Origin of the sequence: Pseudomonas sp. Os17 (genome assembly GCF_001547895.1) — a bacterium.
GTDB lineage: Bacteria > Pseudomonadota > Gammaproteobacteria > Pseudomonadales > Pseudomonadaceae > Aquipseudomonas.
In genome coordinates this window covers 3,894,849-3,911,965 of the sequence record NZ_AP014627.1, presented here as the reverse complement: position 1 = coordinate 3,911,965, position 17,117 = coordinate 3,894,849, and the positions used below count along the sequence as shown (strand labels likewise).

Sequence of the window (17,117 nt, the reverse complement as noted above, 5' to 3'; positions counted from 1 at the left end):
TCCGTTGCCGAGTAGGCAATGGCTTGTTAGTGATTAGCTATTGCCTTATATTTGGCGCATGACAAACCGGAGAAAACCCATGACACCAGCAGAAGCGGTTCGGAAGGCAGCCGGGATTTTGGGCAGCCAAACAGCGCTGGCCAGCCGTCTTGATGTTCGAACCCCGACTGTAAGCCAGTGGTGTTCGGGAGATCGGCCCGTTCCGGCAGCAAGGGCGCTTCAAATCGAGGCGCTTACAGGTGGCGAAGTTAAGAGGGGGCAGCTTTGCCCTTCGTTTCCCTGGGGCGAGATGGTCGCTTGAGCGACTACCCCGTCCGTCTCCTCAGTAATTCCAGATTAGAAGAGAGTAGTCCCCATGGAAACGTCCAGTCCAAGACATAGCGCCCAAACCCGTGACCAAGTGCTGGTCGCGCACGCCGCAAATCAGATTGCCCGAACCAGCATGAGCCAGGACCACTTCGCCCAAGCGCTGAGCCGCGAACTGCATCTGTCGTGTCCGGAGAAAGCGATCGCCAAAGAGGTTCCTGACTTCGCCGCGCTCACTGAGCACAACGATGTCAGTGAGTTCGTGAAGGCAACCGGGCGCTGGCTAAAGCGTGTTCAGCGCTGGTTGTCCGGCGATCAAGACATGCCTTCCTGGCTTGAAGAGTCGTGGGTGAACGCCTTGGAGCCTGAATTCCGCGACCACTGCATCAACGAGCTCGCCAGCCGTCACGGCTTGATAGGTGCTCGTCAGATGCAGAGCCAGCAATGTGCGAACAAGAGCTTTGGTGCATTGGTTCGCGCCCTCGGTGACGTTATCGACACTGGCAGCGAGGTTTTTGACGACCAGGTGATGAGCGAGGAAGACCTGCCGCTCCTGCCGGCGTTTGCGAAGCAGTGCCGTCAGGTTGAAGCGCGGGCAGGGGAGTTGAGGCGTAAGGCTGAGCAGTTAATCGCTTCGACCCGGCCGTTGAAGTCCATTGCCTGATTTTTCCGCGCATGCGCGGGGTTTTGGGGGATGGGGGCGAGGGGCCCCATTGCGATTTACAGCATTTACAAAACACGACATTCAAATCGGGGGCTTTGCCGGAGCACTAGTAAGTAGAGACCACCGAAAACCTAGGCACAAAAAAAGCCGACGGTCGAGGTCGGCTTATTCGTAAAACTAGAGAGACCTGATTATGCAGAGCCAACCCAATTCGAGCAATACCCCTACCAACATCGCGCCACGTTTTCAGAATTCGCAAAACGTGGCGCGGACTATGTCGTCTGTCGAGATCGCCGAACTGACCGGGAAGCTGCACAAGAACGTGCTGGCTGATATCCGCTCGATGCTCGCTGAGCTTGAAATCGACTCGGCTGATTTTTCAGCCCAGTACAAGGACAGCACCGGGCGCTTCCTGCCGTGCTTCAACCTCAACCGAGAGATGACCGACACGCTACTGACCGGCTACAGCGCCAAGATGCGTCTGGCCGTCGTTCGCCGCTGGCGTGAGCTTGAAGCAGTCATTGCCCAGCCGCGTGAGCTTTCTCGCATGGATCTGATCCAGCTGGCCTTTGAGGCTGAGCAGGCCCGGCTTCAGTTGACTATCCAGGTCGAAGCCCAGGCTACCAGGATCCACTCCCTGGAGAACCTGTTCAAGGAAGGTATGACCCACACCCAGTTCTGCAAGGGCCTCAATGGGGTCAACGTCATGCAGGTGGGTAAGTACCTGGAGAGCCGTAACTGGCTCTACAACGAGAGCAAGTCCGGCCTGCGCCTTCGTGTGGCTTCCTACGCCCGCGACAAGTACATGACCGAGCACCAGCACGAAGTCACTCCCCACGGCAAAGAAGCCTTCATTTCCTTCACGCCAGTCTTGCTCAAGAAGGGCGCGGTGCGCCTGTACGACCTGTATCTGGCTGGCGAGCTGCCTATGAAAAAGACCTGGGACGGCCTGTTTACTCACGACAAGGCCCTGCGAGGTGTCGCGTGAGCATGGGCCTTATGGTCGCCGCGATGAAGATTCGCGTCGGCAATCCATTGCGCAAGCTGGTGCTGATCAAGCTGGCTGACAACGCCAGCGATATGGGGGAGTGCTGGCCGTCCTATCAGCATATCGCCGACCAGTGCGAGATCAGCAGGCGCTCTGTCATGAACCATATTAACGCCTTGTGCGAGGCAGGAATGCTTCGTAAGGAAATTCGGAAGGGTGGGCCGAAGGGTAACTCGTCGAACGTCTACTTCCTGACCCTTGATGGTGGTGCACCTCCTGCACCAGGGGTAGTGCAGCAGATTCACCAGGGTAATGCAGCAGGTTCACCCCCTAGTGAATCTCCTGCACTAGGGGGTAGTGCAGGAGCTGCACCCAGAACCAGTCACTCCTCTGAACCAGTCAATGAACCGGTCATTGAACCAGTTGCGCCCCTGGCTTCCGCCAAGGTCGCGACGGGTCAGGTTGTTCCATTCGCTGCCCAGCAGCCACGCTGTGTAATCCCGGCCGATATGCCGGGCCCCAAGGACCAGTCCTGCAAGACCTTCAAGGCCTGGGCCAACTACGCCATGGCCTATCGCAAACGCCACGGTGCATGGCCAGTGTGGAACGCCAAGGTCGCCGGGCAGCTGGGCCAGGTCATCGACCGCCTTGGCATCGACGTCGCACACCACGTCGCCGCGTATTTCCTGACCATCAACGACGCCCGGGTTGTTTCGAACATGCACAGCATCGGCGACCTGCTGGCCAAGGCCGAGGCGTATCACACCCAATGGGCCACCAATCGCCAGATGAACGGGACCACGGCTCGGCAGATCGAGCAGACCCAGACCAACTTCAGCGCTGCCGAACAGGCCCTTGAAGCGCTCCGAGCCAAGAAGGCTGCAGCCCATGCTGAATGACGCACAGCAAGAACGATTGCTCCTGTCTCTGTTTGCCACTGCTGAGGTGATGGGGCAGCAGCTCACCCAGGCTGCAGCACTGCTGATGGTCGAGGATCTGCGCGAATACACCGAGCCTGTGCTTACCGCAGCGCTTCGCAGCTGCCGTATCGAGGGCGGCCGCCTCACGGTTGCATCGATCCTGAAGCATGCCCAGTCGGCTGATGGTCGCCCCGGCAAGGACGAGGCCTGGTCAATCGCGCTGACCGCCGCTGATGAGATTGAGACCGTGGTGATGACTTCGGAGATACAGCAGGCCATGACTGCAGCAGCACCAATCCTCAGGTTGGGCGACAAGGTGGGAGCTCGCATGGCCTTCTTGAGTGCCTACGAGCGTCTGGTGAAAACCGCTCGTTCTGAAGCAGCCCCGGTGTCCTGGTCTGTCTCCCTGGGCTTTGATCCTGGTCGCAGGGTTGCCGCTGTCGAGTCAGCGGTGCGGATGCAACTGATAACCCAGCAGGCCGGCACTCAGTACCTGGCCGACCTGCGCATTGCGCCGATCACCTCTGACGGCCAGGCCATAGCCGGCCTGCTCACTGGTTCCCCAGTTGAAGCATCACCCAGCCTGCGCAAGAAGCTCGCCGAGGTTCGAGAGATTGTCGATGCGGCCAAGGCACGGAATGAGCGCCTGCGCCTCAAGAAGGTCAAGGCGGCGCGAGTCGACACTTATCTGCGCAAGCGCAAGGCTCGAAAGGCCATCGCTGCCGCTCAACGCAAGGAGGCCAACCATGGCTGAGCTCGCCCTTATTCGCACCGCCCAGGGCCTGGTTCCGGCCACTGAGGCAGACCGTGAAACCATCCAGTGCTGGAAGGCTGGCCAGGTCATCCACGGCAAGTTCACCAAGATGAGGAATGCCCGGTTCCACGGCAAGTTCTTCGCGATGCTGGATCTGGCCTGGGAATACTGGGAGCCAGTCGGCGGCCTGATCCCGCGCCAGGAGATGCGTGGCATCCGCGGCTTGGCCAAGTTCTTCGAGGCGCAGAACGGCAGGCCGGGGCAGCTATCGAATGCGGTTGATGCCTACATCGCCGGGCTTGAGCAGGCCCGCGCCGAACGCTTTCCCTCAGTCGACAAGTCCCGCGAAGCTTTCCGCGAGTGGGTGACGATCGAGGCCGGCCACTTCCACCTGGTGCGCACTCCAGACGGTGTCCGCAAAGAGGCAAAGTCCATCAGCTGGGCCAACATGGACGATACCCAGTTTGAGCCGCTTTACCGCGACGTCTTCAACGCCTGCTGGCGCCTGGTGCTGTCCGCGCACTTTGAAACCGAAGAGGCCGCCCTGGCTGCTGCTGATCAGATTGGGAGCTTTGCATGAAGCGCACGCCACTGCAGCGCAAAACCCCGCTCACGTCCGGCGGCACACGTCGCAAACGCTGCCCGGCCTGTCGGGTGATGTTCACGCCCGTAAGCGCCTCCCAGGCCGTGTGCGGGGAGATAGAGTGCGCCATCGCCCATGGCCAGTCAGAGAAGGGGCAGGCAAGCGCCCGGAAAGCCCTGGCTGATGTTGAGCGCCGGGAGATCAAGGTCCGCAAGGACAGGCTGAAGAGTAGGGCGGACCACCTCCGAGAAGCCCAGGCCGTGTTCAATGAATGGGTACGCCTACGCGACGCCGATCTGCCCTGCATCAGCTGCGGGCGGCACCACGACGGCCAGTACCACGCAGGCCACTACCGCACCGTAGGCGCGAACCCGGAAATCCGCTTCGAGCCTTTGAACGTCTGGAAACAGTGCGCTCCCTGCAATACCCATCTGTCCGGCAACTTGGTGAACTACCGGCTTTCGCTCCTGCAGCGAATCGGCGCCGAGAAATTGGAGTGGTTGGAAGGGCCGCATCCTGCAAGCAAGCACACCATCGAAGAGATCAAGGCCATCAAGGTCGACTACCGCGAAAAGATCAAAGAACTGAAGAAGGGGATCGCAGCATGAAGCTGATCAACGCAAGGCAGGTATGGACAGAGGCACAGCACGAATCGAACGCGTCGATCAGCGCTGTGGCAATTGAGCGGGCCGAGTCGGCACCGGTGAAGACTGGCGGCCGTATTGGAAAGCGCGAGGCGCAGTTTCCGGCGCTGGGCAGTGAGAAAGGGGAGGAGGCTGCGTGCTTCTCGGTTCCGGGGCAGCGGATCAGCATCAGCGAGACGCGCCGCACGCCGATTGGCCGGTCCACAGCCCGTGCTGCGCACCTGGCCACGATCGGCAAGGTACTGCGCGCCATCGACACACTGCCGTTCCAGGTGCAGCAGTTCGGGCACTACCTGTACCACCCGGCAATGAACATGCGGCACCTGCTGAACGCAGTGCTACTCGTCACCGCCAAGGCGGCGCTGCCCGAGCTGACATCAGCCAAGCGTGTGAAGGCTCAATACTTGGTAACCCTGGCCCTGCAGTCCTACAAGGGTGAGGCTCATGGTGCGGCGGAGTGGGGGCCGGCCCGAGTTGCCTCTGAAATGAAGGAGTTCTTCGGTGTCACCATCGAGCCTAAGCATTGGAATCGTGACTGGCTCGCCTTATGGGAATCACTGAAAGAAGTGATCAAGGAAGTGGATATTCAGGCTCAGCAGCCGGTATGGCAGGTGATTCACTCGGAGAAAGACGAAAGGGCGGCATAAAGATATTGACATGGTGGGGGTTTTTGCGTACTTTTCCCATAGTGCACAAGTAACGCAAAACGCACACGAACCCTAAACCCGGCCACCGTGCCGGGTTTTTTATGCCTTGAATTTGCCGCCGTAGACCCGCTGAAATGGCCGGGCCGTTCGGTTTCTGAGAGTTTTGGAAGGGAATTACGGATAGTTTGAGTTTCTTTTGGCGCCATAAAATGAGCTTGACGTTGATTATTTTTTTATGAGAATAATAATCAATCACATCAAAGCAGGGATATGCTATGTCAACGTCAGTAGTACTCGCTCCAGAATATGTGCACCCAGTAACTCCATATGTCGGCCCTCCCGTTATTGAACGCTGGCCGACTAATGATGTCCCCTCCGATATGAACATGATCCAAGAGTCCTTTGTTAGATTTGCTCAGATGGTCCAAAACGGGGATCGTGTTTACGGGGCCATGTTCACAAATAATTCACTCTCCGTAATGAGTGAGTGTTTTCGCGGGTTGAGTATGCAGCCGTTGGAAACGGTTAAAAGCCAAATGGCTATGCACTGCACTGCGGCGTTACGCACAATGCAATTCTATAAGCGTCTTCCAGGTACTCTCGGTCCTTATTTTGCGGGGGCAGGGAATGGCAGTATTGCTATGATGGGCTACTCGACCTTCAACTCTGTCGATAATGGGGTTTTGGAGCGTAGCAATGGGATTGATTTTTACGGTGACCCCCTAATGCCGATGCAAGCTATTGGATACTGGCTATTCGGTAAAGGGGTGACGCGAAATGTCCGAATCGAATCGCTCAATCTTCAAATGGTAGCTACGGACTTCAAGCCTATTGTCAACATACTTAGTAATCCCGCCAAGGGAGCTGGCGCCTACAGGATTAAAGAACCTTTCTCCTATAACGTCTTCGACAAAGCACCAATTGATCTGCCAGCAGCTGGGATGCTAGGAAGAATCAGCGGTGAGGTTGAAGGGACTCTTGAGCTGGGGCCCAATGGGACTTATAGCTTTAATGGGGTTTATAGGTTGAACCCTGATTTGTATGACGCGGGGAGCAGCAATAGAACACCAGCTCAAGAGGGGCTAACAACATTCTTACGTGGCCTCGGAGAAACGTTTGGTCATACTGACTACTCAATCAATATAGTTGGCGAAAAGACAGTATCGTTCTCTGGAGGGCGCTGAATGATGTTGAGGCCCATTGCTGTCTTGCTGAGTGCAGCGGCACTCATGGTTTCCCTTCATGGATGCGATAATAAAAAGGGTGTAGGTGTCTGCCCTGCAGCGGAGCAAAGTTTTTTTTCTGCTTCATTGAAACAGCATTATCTTGATCAAAATCTACCTGTTGCTGCAGAAAGCTTCCGCTTGGTCGGAACGGCAACCTACGACGACCACAACAACTGGTGGATGGTGCCTTTTGATTTGGATGGTCAAAAGTTTCAGGCTCTTTTGAGCTGTGATGGGCGGCTAGAGATCACCGGCAGGTAGAGGTTCCTACGGCGTATGTCCTCCCCTTAAGCCCTGGCATTCGCCGGGGCTTTTTCATTTGCGCTCCCCGAAAGGGAGGAACAGAGATGGCCAAAATGCCAGAAAAGAACCCCGACCTATGGGCGGCAGCGCTGGCATGGTTTGCGGCCCATCAGCCACAGATCTATGCAGGTGGTACGGCCGCCATTGTTGCCATATTCCGCGTGATCTATGGCGGCGGCAGCAGACGCAAGATGGTGCTGGAAGCTGTCATCTGCGGCCTGATCGGTTCCAGCCTTATTCCGTTGCTTGAGTACTTCACGCTGCCGGCCAACCTGGCCACCTTCGCTGGCTGCATGGTCGGCTTTGTTGGAGTAGAGAAGCTGCGGGACTACTCCGATCGGTTCATGAGCCGTAAGGCCGAGGGCTGATCCGCGCCACGTTTTCTAATGCGCCAAATCGTGGCGCACAATCATGAGGAGTCACCATGAGCGACCAAGCAATCGAGCAGGAAATCCTGGCAAAGGGCCTGACCGCACCACGTATCACGCCCGCGGACCTGCAGGCCAACATTGTTGGCGAGTACTTCTTCACTGCTGCCAATGGTGTCCAGGCTGCCTTCAATGAGCAGGATGAGCTGACCCGGCTCACTGGTGCGCACGGCGAGTTGGCTCTATTGACCTTCTGTGTTCTGGTGCTGCGCAACGGTTTCACCGTCACCGGCGAGTCGGCCTGTGCCAGCCCCGAGAACTTCGACGCCGAGATCGGCCGCAAGATCGCCCGAGCCAACGCCGAGCAAAAGATCTGGCCGCTGATGGGCTACGAACTGAAGCAACGCCTTCATGGGTAAAGTCACTCGCCTGCGCCACGCGCTTCCCATGGGCCAGGACATCAATAAAGCGCTTACCGAACTGGATAGCACGATCGCCAAGGCCATTGACGCTGCCAAGGCTGCTGGCCTGCCTCAGGGCCTGATCGTCGCCGAGCTGCACGGGCACGCCCACGCACAGACCCATAACATGGTGAAGGCATGACTGCAAAGCTCGTCGAGTTCAAGCGGGAGGGCTGGCGCGATGCAGCCAAGACCCTGCGCAAGATCGCAGATGACCTCGATGCCGGTGTGCATCCCGAATGCACTGTAGGCGCGCTGACCCTCATGGGGCCGAAAGGCGAGGTGACGGTGTTTGGGCTTGGCCCCAAGTGCGACGACCTGCAGTGCTTGGGTGCGATGCGCCTGGGTGAGCAGAAGCTAATCGATGTGCTGCTGGATGGCGGGGAAGGGTAGGTGTGCCGCAGGTGAGTGCGGCACGAGAATATCATTTGACCTTGACTGCCTCCTGAATCAAATCGGCATATTCGGAGAGCTTGGCCATTTCGCTCGCAAGTCTGTTGGCGTCACCGGTGCCAGCGACGGCGATGGCGATTACTTCAAGAGCAGCCGCAACTGCGTGAGAGCGGTAATGAGCGTCTTGACCCTTTACCAAGCCTGAATTCAAGACGTTTTTCGAAATCTCGGACATTTTTACTTCCTTGCATTAGTTGAAACTCACCAATACCGTCAACCCGCCACTATTTCAAGTTTCAGGTGATCCGTGGACAGACCTAGCCCTCCAGCATCGCTGCTTGAGCTGTCCGATCTCTCCGGCTTCGGTATTCGCCTGACTCCAGCCCCTGAAGTGTGGGAATGGCTCCAGGCCGAGATCCTTGCCGACACCGGCAGCATCCACAACGAAGACCATGCCCACCTACTGGATGCAGACATCCAGGTCATGTGGGCATCGTCGAGCTTCGAGAAGCAGGGCCGCATAGTCCTGGGTCAGGCTGAGCAGGTGGCGTTCCGCGCCGGTGGCTGGCAGAAGGCTCGGATGGAGCAACAGATGCGTGATTGGTTCGGCGATGTGCCGGCCTTCATCATCACCCTTGCGGCCGACTACTGCGCTCAGTGTTCCGACGCTGACTTCTGTGCGCTGATAGAGCATGAGCTCTACCACATTGCCCAGGCGACCGATAAGTACGGCCAGCCTGCCTTCACCCAGGAAGGCGCGCCCAAACTGAAGCTACGCGGCCATGACGTCGAAGAGTTCGTCGGTGTGGTCCGCCGCTATGGTGCGAGCCCTGACGTTCAGGCGCTGGTAGACGCTGCAAACAATCCTGCTGAGGTGGGGAAATTGAACATATCGAGGGCCTGCGGAACCTGTCTGCTCAAGTCGGCCTGATTTTGGACAGGTTTGGACGGATGAACGCCTATGGCAGCCCTATCAAGTGAGGTGAAGGTCTTCGTAATTCAGGCCTTGGCCTGCTTCGATACGCCTTCCCAGGTAGTCGAGTCGGTCCAAAAGGAATTCGGCCTGTCTATCACCCGCCAGCAAATTGAATCTCATGACCCGACGAAGGTGTCCGGGAAAGGGCTCGCGGTTAAGTGGAAGCAGTTGTTTGAAGATACCCGCAAGCGCTTCCGAGAGGACACGGCAGATATCCCTATCGCCAACCGCGCGTTTCGCCTCCGCGGCTTGGCCAGGATGGCCGAAAAGGCCGAGAGCATGCGCAACCTTGCCCTGACTGCCCAGCTTTACGAGCAGGCCGCCAAGGAGTGCGGGGATATGTACGTCAACCGGGCCCGCAAGGAAGAGCCGGACGACGAGCCGCTGATCCCGACCCGCATCCAGGTCGACGTGGTGGATGCGAGGAAGCCGGATGCCCAGCCTTAACATACCCCAGGCTCAGTTCCTCACGCTGCCCCATAAATTCCGCGCCTTTGTTGCCGGCTTCGGGTCGGGGAAGACCTGGGTAGGCTGTTCCGCGCTGAGCAAGCACTTCATGGAGTGGCCCGGCGTCAACGCTGGATACTTCGCGCCAACCTATCCGCAGATCCGGGACATCTTCTATCCGACCATGGATGAAGTGGCCTATGACTGGGGGCTGAAGACCAAGATCAACCAGGCGAACCATGAGGTTCACATCTACAGCGGCCGGCAATGCCGCGGCACTGTGATCTGCCGGTCGATGGAGAAGCCCCAGACCATCGTCGGCTTCAAGATCGGCCACGCCCTGGTGGATGAGCTGGACGTGCTGACGTCGATCAAGGCACAGCAGGCCTGGCGCAAGATCATTGCCCGGATGCGCTACAACCTGCCGGGCCTGAAGAACGGGGTAGACGTCACCACGACGCCCGAGGGCTTCAAGTTCGTCTTCCAGCAGTTCGTGAAGCAACTTCGCGACAAGCCGGCGCTCAAGGAGATGTATGGCCTGGTCCAGGCCAGCACCTTCGACAACGAGCTGAATCTGCCAGACGACTACATCCCGTCGCTGATGGAGTCGTACCCCGAGCAACTGATCAGGGCCTACCTAAACGGCCAATTCGTCAACCTGACGTCGGGGTCGATCTACCACGCCTACGACCGGAAGCTGAACCAGTGCTTCGACACGGTCCAGGCTGGCGAGCCTCTGTTTATCGGGATGGACTTCAACGTCGGCAAGATGGCGGCGATCACGCACGTCAAACGCGGCCAGGGGCTGCCCAGAGCGGTCGATGAGCTGATCGATGGCTACGACACGCCGGACATGATCCGCCGCATCAAGGAGCGCTACTGGCAGCACGACGGCAACGACTTCAAGAAGACGTGCGAGATCAGGATCTACCCGGACGCTTCGGGCGACTCGCGCAAGTCGGTCAACGCCAGCATGACGGACATCGCCATGCTCAAGCAGGCCGGCTTCTCGGTCATCGCGCCGGCGGCCAACCCGCCAGTCAAGGATCGTATCAACGCCATGAACGCCATGTTCTGCAATGCGCAGGGCGAGCGGCGTTACCTGGTGAACCCGTTTACCTGCCCGACCTACGCCGACGGCCTGGAGCAGCAGGTATGGGCGCCCAATGGCGAGCCCGACAAGTCACAAGGAAACGACCACGCCAACGATGCCGGCGGGTACTTCATCCACAAAGAGTTCCCGATCGTTAAGCCGATCACCTCGCTGAACATGGGATTTGCCCGATGACAGACGTCACTTTCACTCGCCCCGAGTACGACGCGGCGCGAAATCGCTGGCGCTTGGTGCGTGACGTCTGCAAGGGCTCAGAAACCATCAAGGCCGCCGGCGAACGATACCTGCCGCGCCCCAATGCTCATGATACGAGCAGGGAGAATCGGGAGCGCTACGACAGCTACAAGCAGCGGGCCGTGTTCTACAACGCCACCGGCCGGACCAAGCACAGCCTGGTGGGCGCTGTGTTCCGTACCTGGCCGACGCTGACGGTGCCGGGCGCGCTCGATTACGTGGCCAAGGATGTCGATGGCCAGGGCGTGAGCATCTATCAGCAGTCCCAGTCAGTGATTGGGCATCTGCTTGAGGTAGGGCGTCACGGGCTGTTGGTGGATTACCCGCAAGTTGATGGTCAGGCCGTGAGTGTTGCCGATATGGCGTCTGGCCGTGTCCGTTCGACGATCAGCAGCTACCCAACGGAAGCGATCAAGAACTGGAAGACTCGCAAGGTAGGTGGCCAGCACCTGCTGAGCCTGGTGGTGCTGGAGGAGAAGGTCGATGTCGACACTGATGATGGCTTCGGCAGCAAGCAGGTAACCCAGTATCGCGTGCTACGTCTGGATGCGGATGGGAACTACACCCAGGAGGTGTGGGAGGAGGGCTCTGGTCAGACCTCGATGGTCATAGCACCTTTCACCCCGTTGAACGGCGCAGGCCAGCGGTGGAGGGTGATCCCTTTCCAGTTCCTGGGAAGCGAGAACAACGACGCAAGCATCGACGACTCCCCGCTGTACGACATGGCCGAGATCAACATCGGGCATTACCGCAACAGCGCTGACTACGAGGACGCGGCTTACCTGATGGGCCAGCCACAGGTGTACATGGCTGGCCTTGATGAGCAGTGGGTGAAGATGCTGGAAGAGAAGGGGATCTACTTCGGTTCCCGGGCCATTCTGCCGCTGCCCCAGAACGGCACAGCCGGCATTCTCCAGGCCCAGGCCAACACCATGATCAAGGAGGCCATGGATGCCAAGGAAGATCAGTTGATCGCCCTCGGCGCCAGGCTGATCGAGCGTAGCAGCGCGGTGAAGACAGCCACTCAGGCCGACAACGACAGCGCCGCCGAGCACAGTGTGTTGTCCTTGATCGTGAGCAACGTCAGCGAGGCCTATTCGCAGTGCCTGGAATGGATGGGCGAGTTCCTGAACGTCGCCGGCGAATCGCTCTACAAGCTGAACCAGGACTTCACGCAGATCAGCCTCGACCCTGCGATCCTTTCTGCATTGTTCAACGCTGTGCAGGGCGGCCGGCTGCCTGAGGCTGACTTCTGGCAGTACCTGCGCGACCGCGGCGTCATCGACCCGGAGAAGACCGACGATGAAATCCGGGATGAGCTGCAGACTGCTGAAGCGGGCCCGCAACTGGATGACCTGACCGGAGGGCCTGGCGATGGCGGCAAACCAAGCGATCCTTGATGCCACCATCCGACACGCTGTCTTCCTCGAACAGCTGAAGTCGGGAGAGGTCGAGAAGTTCGGCCCCTTTCTCAAGGAGATCGACAGATCGATCCGTGACCGCCTGGCACGCGCGGACCTCACTGAGTACACCGCTCGGCGCCTTGAGGTGCTGCTGCAGGAGGTCGACAGCCTGTTGCTGGGCATCTTTGACCGGTACAGCGAGAAGCTGAACCTGGACCTGGTCGACATCGCCAACTATGAGGCGCAGTTCGAGGCTACCAGCCTGACCCGGGCGGCACCGGTGGGTGTGTCCTTTGAGGCTGCTGTCCCAGGCGCTGCAGCGATCAGGACGGCGATCCTCTCCAATCCGCTCAGTGTGCGCGGCGTGGACGGCGGCAAGTTGCTGAAGTCGTTCATTGATGGCTTCACCGTCACCGAGCGGCAGCGCCTCACGGGCGCGATCCGGCAGGGCTTCTTCGAAGGCCAGACCAACTTCCAGATCATCAAGAACATTCGCGGGACCAAGGTGCTCAACTACAACGACGGCATCTTGGCCACGACCAACCGCAACGCTGGTGCCATTGTGCGGACGGCAGTGCAGCACGTCGCCACCCAGGCGCGCATGGAGACGCTGAAAGAGAACCCCGACGTCGTCCAGGCCGTGGAGTGGGTCAGCACCTTGGATTCAAAGACCACCAGCCAGTGCCGGACGCTCGATAAGCGCCGGTTCAAGTTGACAGAGGGCCCCCGGCCGCCGATCCACATCAACTGCCGATCGACAGTAGTGGCTGTGACTCGCTTCAGCGCAATGTTTGCCGAGGGTGCCACGCGAGCGTCTGTCGGTGAGGATGGCCCGCAGCAGGTAAGGGCCGACCTTAGCTATTACGAGTGGCTCAAGCAGCAGCCGGCTACGTTCCAGGACAAGGCGATAGGCTCGAAACGCGCCAAGTTACTCCGCGATGGTGGCCTGAGCATTGAGCGATTCTCTGAGCTGCAGCTTGATCGCAACTTTTCACCGCTAACGCTTGTGCAGATGAAAGTTCTTGAGCCTCTGGCGTTCGAGCGGGTTTTCGGTCCCGGGTAGAAAGGCTTGGTATTAATCTTGTTTGTAATTGTTTACATACCATTTGAGGCTCGCCCATTTAGGGTGAATTTGAAGCTTCTCGAGCGCTTCGTTGTAGGTTCTATAGCGTTTTATGGGATCAAGCTTGTTCTCCGGCCAGCTTGCGAAGGCGTGAACGACGATCGCAGAAGTCGGATCGATGGAATCTGAGCCCTCGGAATAATAAGCAACCCTTCCAATTGAGAGAGGTGCAAGTCGAAGGTAAAACTGGTGCCTCCAGTGGTCCTCGTGGCTTTCGCATTCTTGGAGGATTACTCGATCCTTGATGCGAGTTTTTGCTGACTTGTACTCCTCAATCAAACGTGCAGCCGTAAGCCAACCGATGCGATCGGATGGTGGCAATTCATCTACCGTGCTTTGACCAACTAATGCAGAGAACGCTCGTTCAAGGGTAGTTACTGCGTAACCCAGGTAGCGCTCATTTTCCCTGGCTTTCGAGGCGTGCCGTATGGTCCAGAAAGCAGCAAGGGCTGAGGCTGCCCCGGCCATAGCAGCGACTAAATTAGCATCAGGAAGGTTGCTACCCACAATTTCGGTAATTTCTTTCCAGCACATTTACAGGCACGTCCTTGTTTCAGAGGGGGTGAAATTTTCGGACGCATCATCTCTAGAATTATGGAAATTGCAACTCTGACATCAGGTCACTAATCACTCAGCCGCTCAACGCGGTGTCTTTCTGCAGGCAGGGCCTGCACCTACGTCTCTGGGAGACAACCCATGCTGAAATTCCAACTGGATACCCTGGAAGGGGTAGACGAATCCGTGCGCGCTTTTTACACCGAGAAAGAGGGCAAGTATGTCCTCGGCATCGAGGGGTTGCCTCAGCCTGAAGACGTTTCCGGCCTGAAATCGAAGGTTGAAGAACTGCTGGCCGAGAAGAAATCAGAAGCCGACAAGCGCAAGGCAGCTGAAGAACAGGCTCGCCTGGAGCGTGAAGAAGCACTGCGCAAATCGGGCAACGTTGAAGAACTCGAAAAATCCTGGTCCGAGAAATACAGCCGCCGCGAGGCAGAGCTGAATGGCCAGCTCGAGTCGGAGCGCAACACCCTGCAAGGTCAGATCCGGGATCTGACCGTAGGGCGTACTGCTACCGAGATCGCAACCACTCTAGCCATCCCAGGCAGCGCCAAGGCACTGCTTCCCCATATCGAACGTCGCTTGAGCGTCGAGCAGCGCGACGGCAAGCCAACTGTCGTAGTGCTGGACCAAGCCGGCAAGCTCTCCGCCACTACGCTGGAAGAGCTGAAGAGTGAATTCACGAAAGACCCTGCGTTCGGTCCTCTGATCGCAGGCAGCAAGGCATCTGGCGGCGGGGCCGGCGGTGCTGGAAATGGCGGTGGGGCCGCTCTGAAACGTTCCGAAATGTCCTCTGTCGCCAAGCGTGAGTTCATCACTGCAAACGGCCAGGACGCCTACCTGAAATTGCCCAAATAATGGAGTAACCCATGGCGACTACCGTCACCTCGGACATGATCGTCTACAACGATCTTGCCCAAACCGCTTACCTGGAGCGCATCCAGGATGTGATCGACATCTTCAACGCCTCTTCCAACGGCGCCCTGGTGCTGGACAACGAACTGATCGAAGGCGACCTGCGCAAGCGTGCTTTCTACAAGCTCGGCGGATCCATCGCTCACCGCGACGTGAACTCGACAGCCGCGGTTGCCGGCCAGAAGATCGGCTCCGGCGAAATGGTCGGTGTGAAGGTGCCGTTCAAGTACGGTCCTTACGAGACCACCGAGGAGGCCTTCAAACGTCGCGCTCGCTCGCCGGAAGAGTTCTCCGAGCTGGTGGGCCAGGACTACGCCGATGCAGTGCTGGAAGGCTACATCCAGTACGCCATGGCCGCGCTGAAGGCTTCCATCGGTGCCAACCCCAATATGGTTACCAAGGCCAGCTTTGCCACTGATGGCAAGAAGGCGCTGACCAAGGGCATGCGCAAGTTCGGCGACCGCTTCGGTCGCATTGCGCTATGGACCATGGACTCGGCGACCTACTTCGACATGGTCGACCAGGCCATCACTGAGAAGGTTTACGAAGAAGCCGGCGTGGTTATCTACGGTGGCCAGCCCGGCACCATGGGTAAGCCTGTTTTGGTGTCGGACACCATCCCGACCGAAACCATCTTCGGCCTGCAGGCTGGGGCAATCAAAATCACTGAGTCGCAGGCTCCGGGCTTCCGTTCGTACCCCATCAACACCCAGGAAAACTTGGCGATGGGCTTCCGCGCTGAGGGCACCTTCAACCTGGACCTGCTCGGCTACAGCTGGAAGGACGCCACCGGTGGGGTGAACCCGAACCTGGCTGCGATCGGCACCGGTGCCAACTGGACCAAGTACGCCACCAGCGACAAGGTCACTGCCGGCGTTCTGATCGACCTGTCCGCGCCTTAATCAGCGCCTTCCTCAGCAAGCGGTTCGCCATGAGCCGCTTTGGAGACATCCATGGAATTGACTTACTCTGCGCAAACCACGGACTTCGATCCCGATCAGCGCTATCGCAACCCGCAGTACTTCGATAAGCCAGAGTCCGGTGTGACCAAGGTAACTGTTGTGGGTGATTGGCCAGTCGTGGTTGAGGCTTACAAGGCTATCCAGGTCGAGGTCGATGTTGTCGAGCCCGCCGGCGCTACTGAAACTGACCCAGCTAAAATGGGCGTGGCAGATCTGCGTGATTGGCTCACTGCTCAGGGCATCGAGTTCGATCCGAAGGCCTCGAAGGCCGAAATTGTGAAACTCATTCCAGCGAGTTGATTTATGGCACTCATAGTTGAGGATGGCACCGGCAAGCCTGACGCCGAAAGCTATGCGTCCGCCGAGGATCTGGCCATGTACGCCGTGAAATTCGGCGTAGCCATCCCTGCGGAGGTGCCCGCGCAGGAAGCGTTGCTTCGCCGAGCGGCCCTGGCAATGGATGGCATGACCTGGAAGGGCCGCAAGACCAGCAGCGAGCAGGCTCTGGCCTGGCCGCGCCGGGAAGTGCTGCTTGATCAGGAGATCAAGCCAAACAACTACCTGCCGGCGCGGATTCAATACGGCCAGATGGCTCTGGCCGCCGAGATTCACCAGGACGACATCGACCCGATCGAGAAGCGCAAAGGCGCGGTAACCCTGGAGCGTGTCGAAGGGGCGGTAACCCGCGAGTATGCCGCCATACCGAACAGCAGCGGCCGACTGTTGCCGGCGGCGCCGGACCGGCCGAGCGCCACGCAGTTTGCTGACTACCTACAACGGCGCGGGTTATTTGCGGTGCGGGCCTAAATCAATACTTCTCCATTTGCCGTGTTTCATAATGGATATAAACATTGGCTAAATCTCCGTCGCTGCTAACGGATACGAGATCAACCAAAGTGGCAAGGTCCTTTGAGTCGAGCGGAACACTGTGTTGAGCAAGTTGGTCTATCAATTCATCGGCGAGTTTCTCTGCAGCCGTTCCAGCCAATACGGTGCGAATTGCCTGTACTAGGGCGACTCTCGCTGGGCATTCGTCGACTCTACTGAAGTCTGTCAATGCATTGTTTAGGCGCTCGGCAGCCTCAATCAATAACAATGCTTTTTCGCCATTAGTCATCAAAGGTCCTTTTA

At 58.3% G+C, this 17,117-nt stretch carries 26 protein-coding genes; 23 read left to right on the top strand and 3 right to left on the bottom strand.

Annotated features, from left to right (window positions below; translation table 11 throughout):
* Nucleotides 1-58: 58 nt before the first annotated feature.
* The 14 genes from POS17_RS31065 (at nucleotide 59) to POS17_RS17070 (ending at nucleotide 8,257) form a co-directional block, all read left to right on the top strand.
* On the top strand, nucleotides 59-301 hold the full coding sequence (locus POS17_RS31065) for a transcriptional regulator (RefSeq protein WP_331711838.1): 243 nt from the start codon (nucleotides 59-61) through the stop codon (nucleotides 299-301).
* A gap of 54 nt (nucleotides 302-355) precedes the next feature.
* Nucleotides 356-970 carry a hypothetical protein gene (locus POS17_RS17130; RefSeq protein ID WP_060839676.1) on the top strand — a complete coding sequence of 205 codons (615 nt, stop codon included), beginning with the start codon at nucleotides 356-358 and terminating at the stop codon, nucleotides 968-970.
* A gap of 193 nt (nucleotides 971-1,163) precedes the next feature.
* Complete coding sequence (locus POS17_RS17125; RefSeq protein ID WP_060839675.1) at nucleotides 1,164-1,958, top strand: Rha family transcriptional regulator; 795 nt, start codon at nucleotides 1,164-1,166, stop codon at nucleotides 1,956-1,958.
* On the top strand, nucleotides 1,955-2,857 hold the full coding sequence (locus POS17_RS17120) for a helix-turn-helix domain-containing protein (RefSeq protein WP_060839674.1): 903 nt from the start codon (nucleotides 1,955-1,957) through the stop codon (nucleotides 2,855-2,857). Before POS17_RS17125 ends, POS17_RS17120 begins: the two co-directional genes overlap by 4 nt.
* Nucleotides 2,847-3,632, top strand: a complete 786-nt coding sequence (locus POS17_RS17115) for a hypothetical protein (RefSeq protein WP_060839673.1) — start codon at nucleotides 2,847-2,849, stop codon at nucleotides 3,630-3,632. The genes POS17_RS17120 and POS17_RS17115 overlap by 11 nt, the downstream gene beginning before the upstream one ends.
* The gene (locus tag POS17_RS17110; RefSeq protein WP_011062057.1) at nucleotides 3,625-4,212 is read left to right on the top strand and encodes a DUF1367 family protein; all 588 of its coding nucleotides are present in this window, start codon (nucleotides 3,625-3,627) and stop codon (nucleotides 4,210-4,212) included. The genes POS17_RS17115 and POS17_RS17110 overlap by 8 nt, the downstream gene beginning before the upstream one ends.
* On the top strand, nucleotides 4,209-4,823 hold the full coding sequence (locus POS17_RS17105) for a recombination protein NinG (RefSeq protein WP_060839672.1): 615 nt from the start codon (nucleotides 4,209-4,211) through the stop codon (nucleotides 4,821-4,823). Before POS17_RS17110 ends, POS17_RS17105 begins: the two co-directional genes overlap by 4 nt.
* Nucleotides 4,820-5,506, top strand: coding sequence for a hypothetical protein (locus POS17_RS17100; RefSeq protein ID WP_060839671.1), 687 nt, complete (start codon nucleotides 4,820-4,822; stop codon nucleotides 5,504-5,506). The genes POS17_RS17105 and POS17_RS17100 overlap by 4 nt, the downstream gene beginning before the upstream one ends.
* A 275-nt stretch (nucleotides 5,507-5,781) precedes the next feature.
* Nucleotides 5,782-6,690 (top strand): lipid II-degrading bacteriocin, encoded by a 909-nt coding sequence (locus POS17_RS17095; protein ID WP_148654973.1) that lies wholly within the window; start codon nucleotides 5,782-5,784, stop codon nucleotides 6,688-6,690.
* On the top strand, nucleotides 6,691-6,993 hold the full coding sequence (locus POS17_RS17090) for a hypothetical protein (RefSeq protein ID WP_053152077.1): 303 nt from the start codon (nucleotides 6,691-6,693) through the stop codon (nucleotides 6,991-6,993).
* An 86-nt stretch (nucleotides 6,994-7,079) separates the two neighbouring features.
* Complete coding sequence (locus POS17_RS17085) at nucleotides 7,080-7,403, top strand: phage holin, lambda family (RefSeq protein WP_060839669.1); 324 nt, start codon at nucleotides 7,080-7,082, stop codon at nucleotides 7,401-7,403.
* A gap of 56 nt (nucleotides 7,404-7,459) precedes the next feature.
* The gene (locus POS17_RS17080) at nucleotides 7,460-7,822 is read left to right on the top strand and encodes a Gp49 family protein (RefSeq protein WP_060839668.1); all 363 of its coding nucleotides are present in this window, start codon (nucleotides 7,460-7,462) and stop codon (nucleotides 7,820-7,822) included.
* Nucleotides 7,815-8,006 (top strand): hypothetical protein, encoded by a 192-nt coding sequence (locus POS17_RS17075; protein ID WP_060839667.1) that lies wholly within the window; start codon nucleotides 7,815-7,817, stop codon nucleotides 8,004-8,006. Before POS17_RS17080 ends, POS17_RS17075 begins: the two co-directional genes overlap by 8 nt.
* Nucleotides 8,003-8,257, top strand: coding sequence for a hypothetical protein (locus POS17_RS17070; RefSeq protein ID WP_060839666.1), 255 nt, complete (start codon nucleotides 8,003-8,005; stop codon nucleotides 8,255-8,257). The genes POS17_RS17075 and POS17_RS17070 overlap by 4 nt, the downstream gene beginning before the upstream one ends.
* 31 nt (nucleotides 8,258-8,288) lie before the next feature.
* Here POS17_RS17070 and POS17_RS17065 read toward each other — a convergent pair whose 3' ends face one another.
* Nucleotides 8,289-8,492, bottom strand: coding sequence for a hypothetical protein (locus POS17_RS17065; RefSeq protein WP_060839665.1), 204 nt, complete (start codon nucleotides 8,490-8,492; stop codon nucleotides 8,289-8,291).
* 72 nt (nucleotides 8,493-8,564) lie between these two features.
* On the opposite strand from POS17_RS17065, the gene POS17_RS17060 reads away from it, so the two are divergent.
* The 5 genes from POS17_RS17060 to POS17_RS17040 are packed head-to-tail and all read left to right on the top strand — an operon-like array spanning nucleotide 8,565 to nucleotide 13,494.
* On the top strand, nucleotides 8,565-9,188 hold the full coding sequence (locus POS17_RS17060; protein WP_060839664.1) for a putative metallopeptidase: 624 nt from the start codon (nucleotides 8,565-8,567) through the stop codon (nucleotides 9,186-9,188).
* 30 nt (nucleotides 9,189-9,218) lie between these two features.
* The gene (locus tag POS17_RS17055) at nucleotides 9,219-9,680 is read left to right on the top strand and encodes a DUF2280 domain-containing protein (protein ID WP_060839663.1); all 462 of its coding nucleotides are present in this window, start codon (nucleotides 9,219-9,221) and stop codon (nucleotides 9,678-9,680) included.
* On the top strand, nucleotides 9,667-10,968 hold the full coding sequence (locus POS17_RS17050; protein ID WP_060839662.1) for a terminase large subunit domain-containing protein: 1,302 nt from the start codon (nucleotides 9,667-9,669) through the stop codon (nucleotides 10,966-10,968). The genes POS17_RS17055 and POS17_RS17050 overlap by 14 nt, the downstream gene beginning before the upstream one ends.
* Complete coding sequence (locus POS17_RS17045; protein ID WP_060839661.1) at nucleotides 10,965-12,428, top strand: DUF4055 domain-containing protein; 1,464 nt, start codon at nucleotides 10,965-10,967, stop codon at nucleotides 12,426-12,428. The genes POS17_RS17050 and POS17_RS17045 overlap by 4 nt, the downstream gene beginning before the upstream one ends.
* A complete protein-coding gene (locus tag POS17_RS17040; protein WP_060839660.1) occupies nucleotides 12,403-13,494 on the top strand; it encodes a minor capsid protein in 1,092 nt (363 codons plus the stop codon). The genes POS17_RS17045 and POS17_RS17040 overlap by 26 nt, the downstream gene beginning before the upstream one ends.
* Nucleotides 13,495-13,506: 12 nt before the next feature.
* Here POS17_RS17040 and POS17_RS31770 read toward each other — a convergent pair whose 3' ends face one another.
* Nucleotides 13,507-14,088 (bottom strand): hypothetical protein, encoded by a 582-nt coding sequence (locus POS17_RS31770; protein WP_148654972.1) that lies wholly within the window; start codon nucleotides 14,086-14,088, stop codon nucleotides 13,507-13,509.
* A gap of 162 nt (nucleotides 14,089-14,250) precedes the next feature.
* Here POS17_RS31770 and POS17_RS17035 point away from each other — a divergent pair, with 162 nt between their 5' ends.
* Genes POS17_RS17035 through POS17_RS17020 form a run of 4 tightly spaced genes read left to right on the top strand, consistent with a single transcriptional unit; the run spans nucleotide 14,251 to nucleotide 16,793 of the window.
* Entirely contained in the window at nucleotides 14,251-14,967 is a 717-nt protein-coding gene (locus POS17_RS17035; RefSeq protein WP_060839659.1) for a hypothetical protein, read from the top strand.
* A gap of 11 nt (nucleotides 14,968-14,978) precedes the next feature.
* Entirely contained in the window at nucleotides 14,979-15,926 is a 948-nt protein-coding gene (locus POS17_RS17030) for a major capsid protein (protein ID WP_060839658.1), read from the top strand.
* A gap of 51 nt (nucleotides 15,927-15,977) precedes the next feature.
* Nucleotides 15,978-16,286 carry a HeH/LEM domain-containing protein gene (locus tag POS17_RS17025; protein WP_060839657.1) on the top strand — a complete coding sequence of 103 codons (309 nt, stop codon included), beginning with the start codon at nucleotides 15,978-15,980 and terminating at the stop codon, nucleotides 16,284-16,286.
* A 3-nt stretch (nucleotides 16,287-16,289) separates the two neighbouring features.
* On the top strand, nucleotides 16,290-16,793 hold the full coding sequence (locus POS17_RS17020) for a DnaT-like ssDNA-binding protein (protein ID WP_060839656.1): 504 nt from the start codon (nucleotides 16,290-16,292) through the stop codon (nucleotides 16,791-16,793).
* Nucleotide 16,794: 1 nt separating this feature from the next.
* On the opposite strand, the gene POS17_RS17015 is transcribed toward POS17_RS17020, so the two are convergent.
* Nucleotides 16,795-17,103 (bottom strand): hypothetical protein, encoded by a 309-nt coding sequence (locus POS17_RS17015; RefSeq protein WP_060839655.1) that lies wholly within the window; start codon nucleotides 17,101-17,103, stop codon nucleotides 16,795-16,797.
* Nucleotides 17,104-17,117 lie beyond the last annotated feature (14 nt).

What these genes read in the sequence shown, in the direction of transcription:
- POS17_RS17065 (WP_060839665.1), bottom strand. Translation starts at nt 8,492, where the DNA reads ATGTCCGAGATTTCGAAAAACGTCTTGAATTCAGGCTTGGTAAAGGGT.
- POS17_RS17070 (WP_060839666.1), top strand. Translation starts at nt 8,003, where the DNA reads ATGACTGCAAAGCTCGTCGAGTTCAAGCGGGAGGGCTGGCGCGATGCA.
- POS17_RS17025 (WP_060839657.1), top strand. Translation starts at nt 15,978, where the DNA reads ATGGAATTGACTTACTCTGCGCAAACCACGGACTTCGATCCCGATCAG.
- POS17_RS17075 (WP_060839667.1), top strand. Translation starts at nt 7,815, where the DNA reads ATGGGTAAAGTCACTCGCCTGCGCCACGCGCTTCCCATGGGCCAGGAC.
- POS17_RS17110 (WP_011062057.1), top strand. Translation starts at nt 3,625, where the DNA reads ATGGCTGAGCTCGCCCTTATTCGCACCGCCCAGGGCCTGGTTCCGGCC.
- POS17_RS17090 (WP_053152077.1), top strand. Translation starts at nt 6,691, where the DNA reads ATGATGTTGAGGCCCATTGCTGTCTTGCTGAGTGCAGCGGCACTCATG.
- POS17_RS17015 (WP_060839655.1), bottom strand. Translation starts at nt 17,103, where the DNA reads ATGACTAATGGCGAAAAAGCATTGTTATTGATTGAGGCTGCCGAGCGC.
- POS17_RS17040 (WP_060839660.1), top strand. Translation starts at nt 12,403, where the DNA reads ATGGCGGCAAACCAAGCGATCCTTGATGCCACCATCCGACACGCTGTC.
- POS17_RS17100 (WP_060839671.1), top strand. Translation starts at nt 4,820, where the DNA reads ATGAAGCTGATCAACGCAAGGCAGGTATGGACAGAGGCACAGCACGAA.
- POS17_RS31770 (WP_148654972.1), bottom strand. Translation starts at nt 14,088, where the DNA reads ATGTGCTGGAAAGAAATTACCGAAATTGTGGGTAGCAACCTTCCTGAT.
- POS17_RS17085 (WP_060839669.1), top strand. Translation starts at nt 7,080, where the DNA reads ATGGCCAAAATGCCAGAAAAGAACCCCGACCTATGGGCGGCAGCGCTG.
- POS17_RS17095 (WP_148654973.1), top strand. Translation starts at nt 5,782, where the DNA reads ATGTCAACGTCAGTAGTACTCGCTCCAGAATATGTGCACCCAGTAACT.
- POS17_RS17020 (WP_060839656.1), top strand. Translation starts at nt 16,290, where the DNA reads ATGGCACTCATAGTTGAGGATGGCACCGGCAAGCCTGACGCCGAAAGC.
- POS17_RS17050 (WP_060839662.1), top strand. Translation starts at nt 9,667, where the DNA reads ATGCCCAGCCTTAACATACCCCAGGCTCAGTTCCTCACGCTGCCCCAT.
- POS17_RS17105 (WP_060839672.1), top strand. Translation starts at nt 4,209, where the DNA reads ATGAAGCGCACGCCACTGCAGCGCAAAACCCCGCTCACGTCCGGCGGC.
- POS17_RS17130 (WP_060839676.1), top strand. Translation starts at nt 356, where the DNA reads ATGGAAACGTCCAGTCCAAGACATAGCGCCCAAACCCGTGACCAAGTG.
- POS17_RS31065 (WP_331711838.1), top strand. Translation starts at nt 59, where the DNA reads ATGACAAACCGGAGAAAACCCATGACACCAGCAGAAGCGGTTCGGAAG.
- POS17_RS17030 (WP_060839658.1), top strand. Translation starts at nt 14,979, where the DNA reads ATGGCGACTACCGTCACCTCGGACATGATCGTCTACAACGATCTTGCC.
- POS17_RS17125 (WP_060839675.1), top strand. Translation starts at nt 1,164, where the DNA reads ATGCAGAGCCAACCCAATTCGAGCAATACCCCTACCAACATCGCGCCA.
- POS17_RS17055 (WP_060839663.1), top strand. Translation starts at nt 9,219, where the DNA reads ATGGCAGCCCTATCAAGTGAGGTGAAGGTCTTCGTAATTCAGGCCTTG.
- POS17_RS17035 (WP_060839659.1), top strand. Translation starts at nt 14,251, where the DNA reads ATGCTGAAATTCCAACTGGATACCCTGGAAGGGGTAGACGAATCCGTG.
- POS17_RS17045 (WP_060839661.1), top strand. Translation starts at nt 10,965, where the DNA reads ATGACAGACGTCACTTTCACTCGCCCCGAGTACGACGCGGCGCGAAAT.
- POS17_RS17115 (WP_060839673.1), top strand. Translation starts at nt 2,847, where the DNA reads ATGCTGAATGACGCACAGCAAGAACGATTGCTCCTGTCTCTGTTTGCC.
- POS17_RS17080 (WP_060839668.1), top strand. Translation starts at nt 7,460, where the DNA reads ATGAGCGACCAAGCAATCGAGCAGGAAATCCTGGCAAAGGGCCTGACC.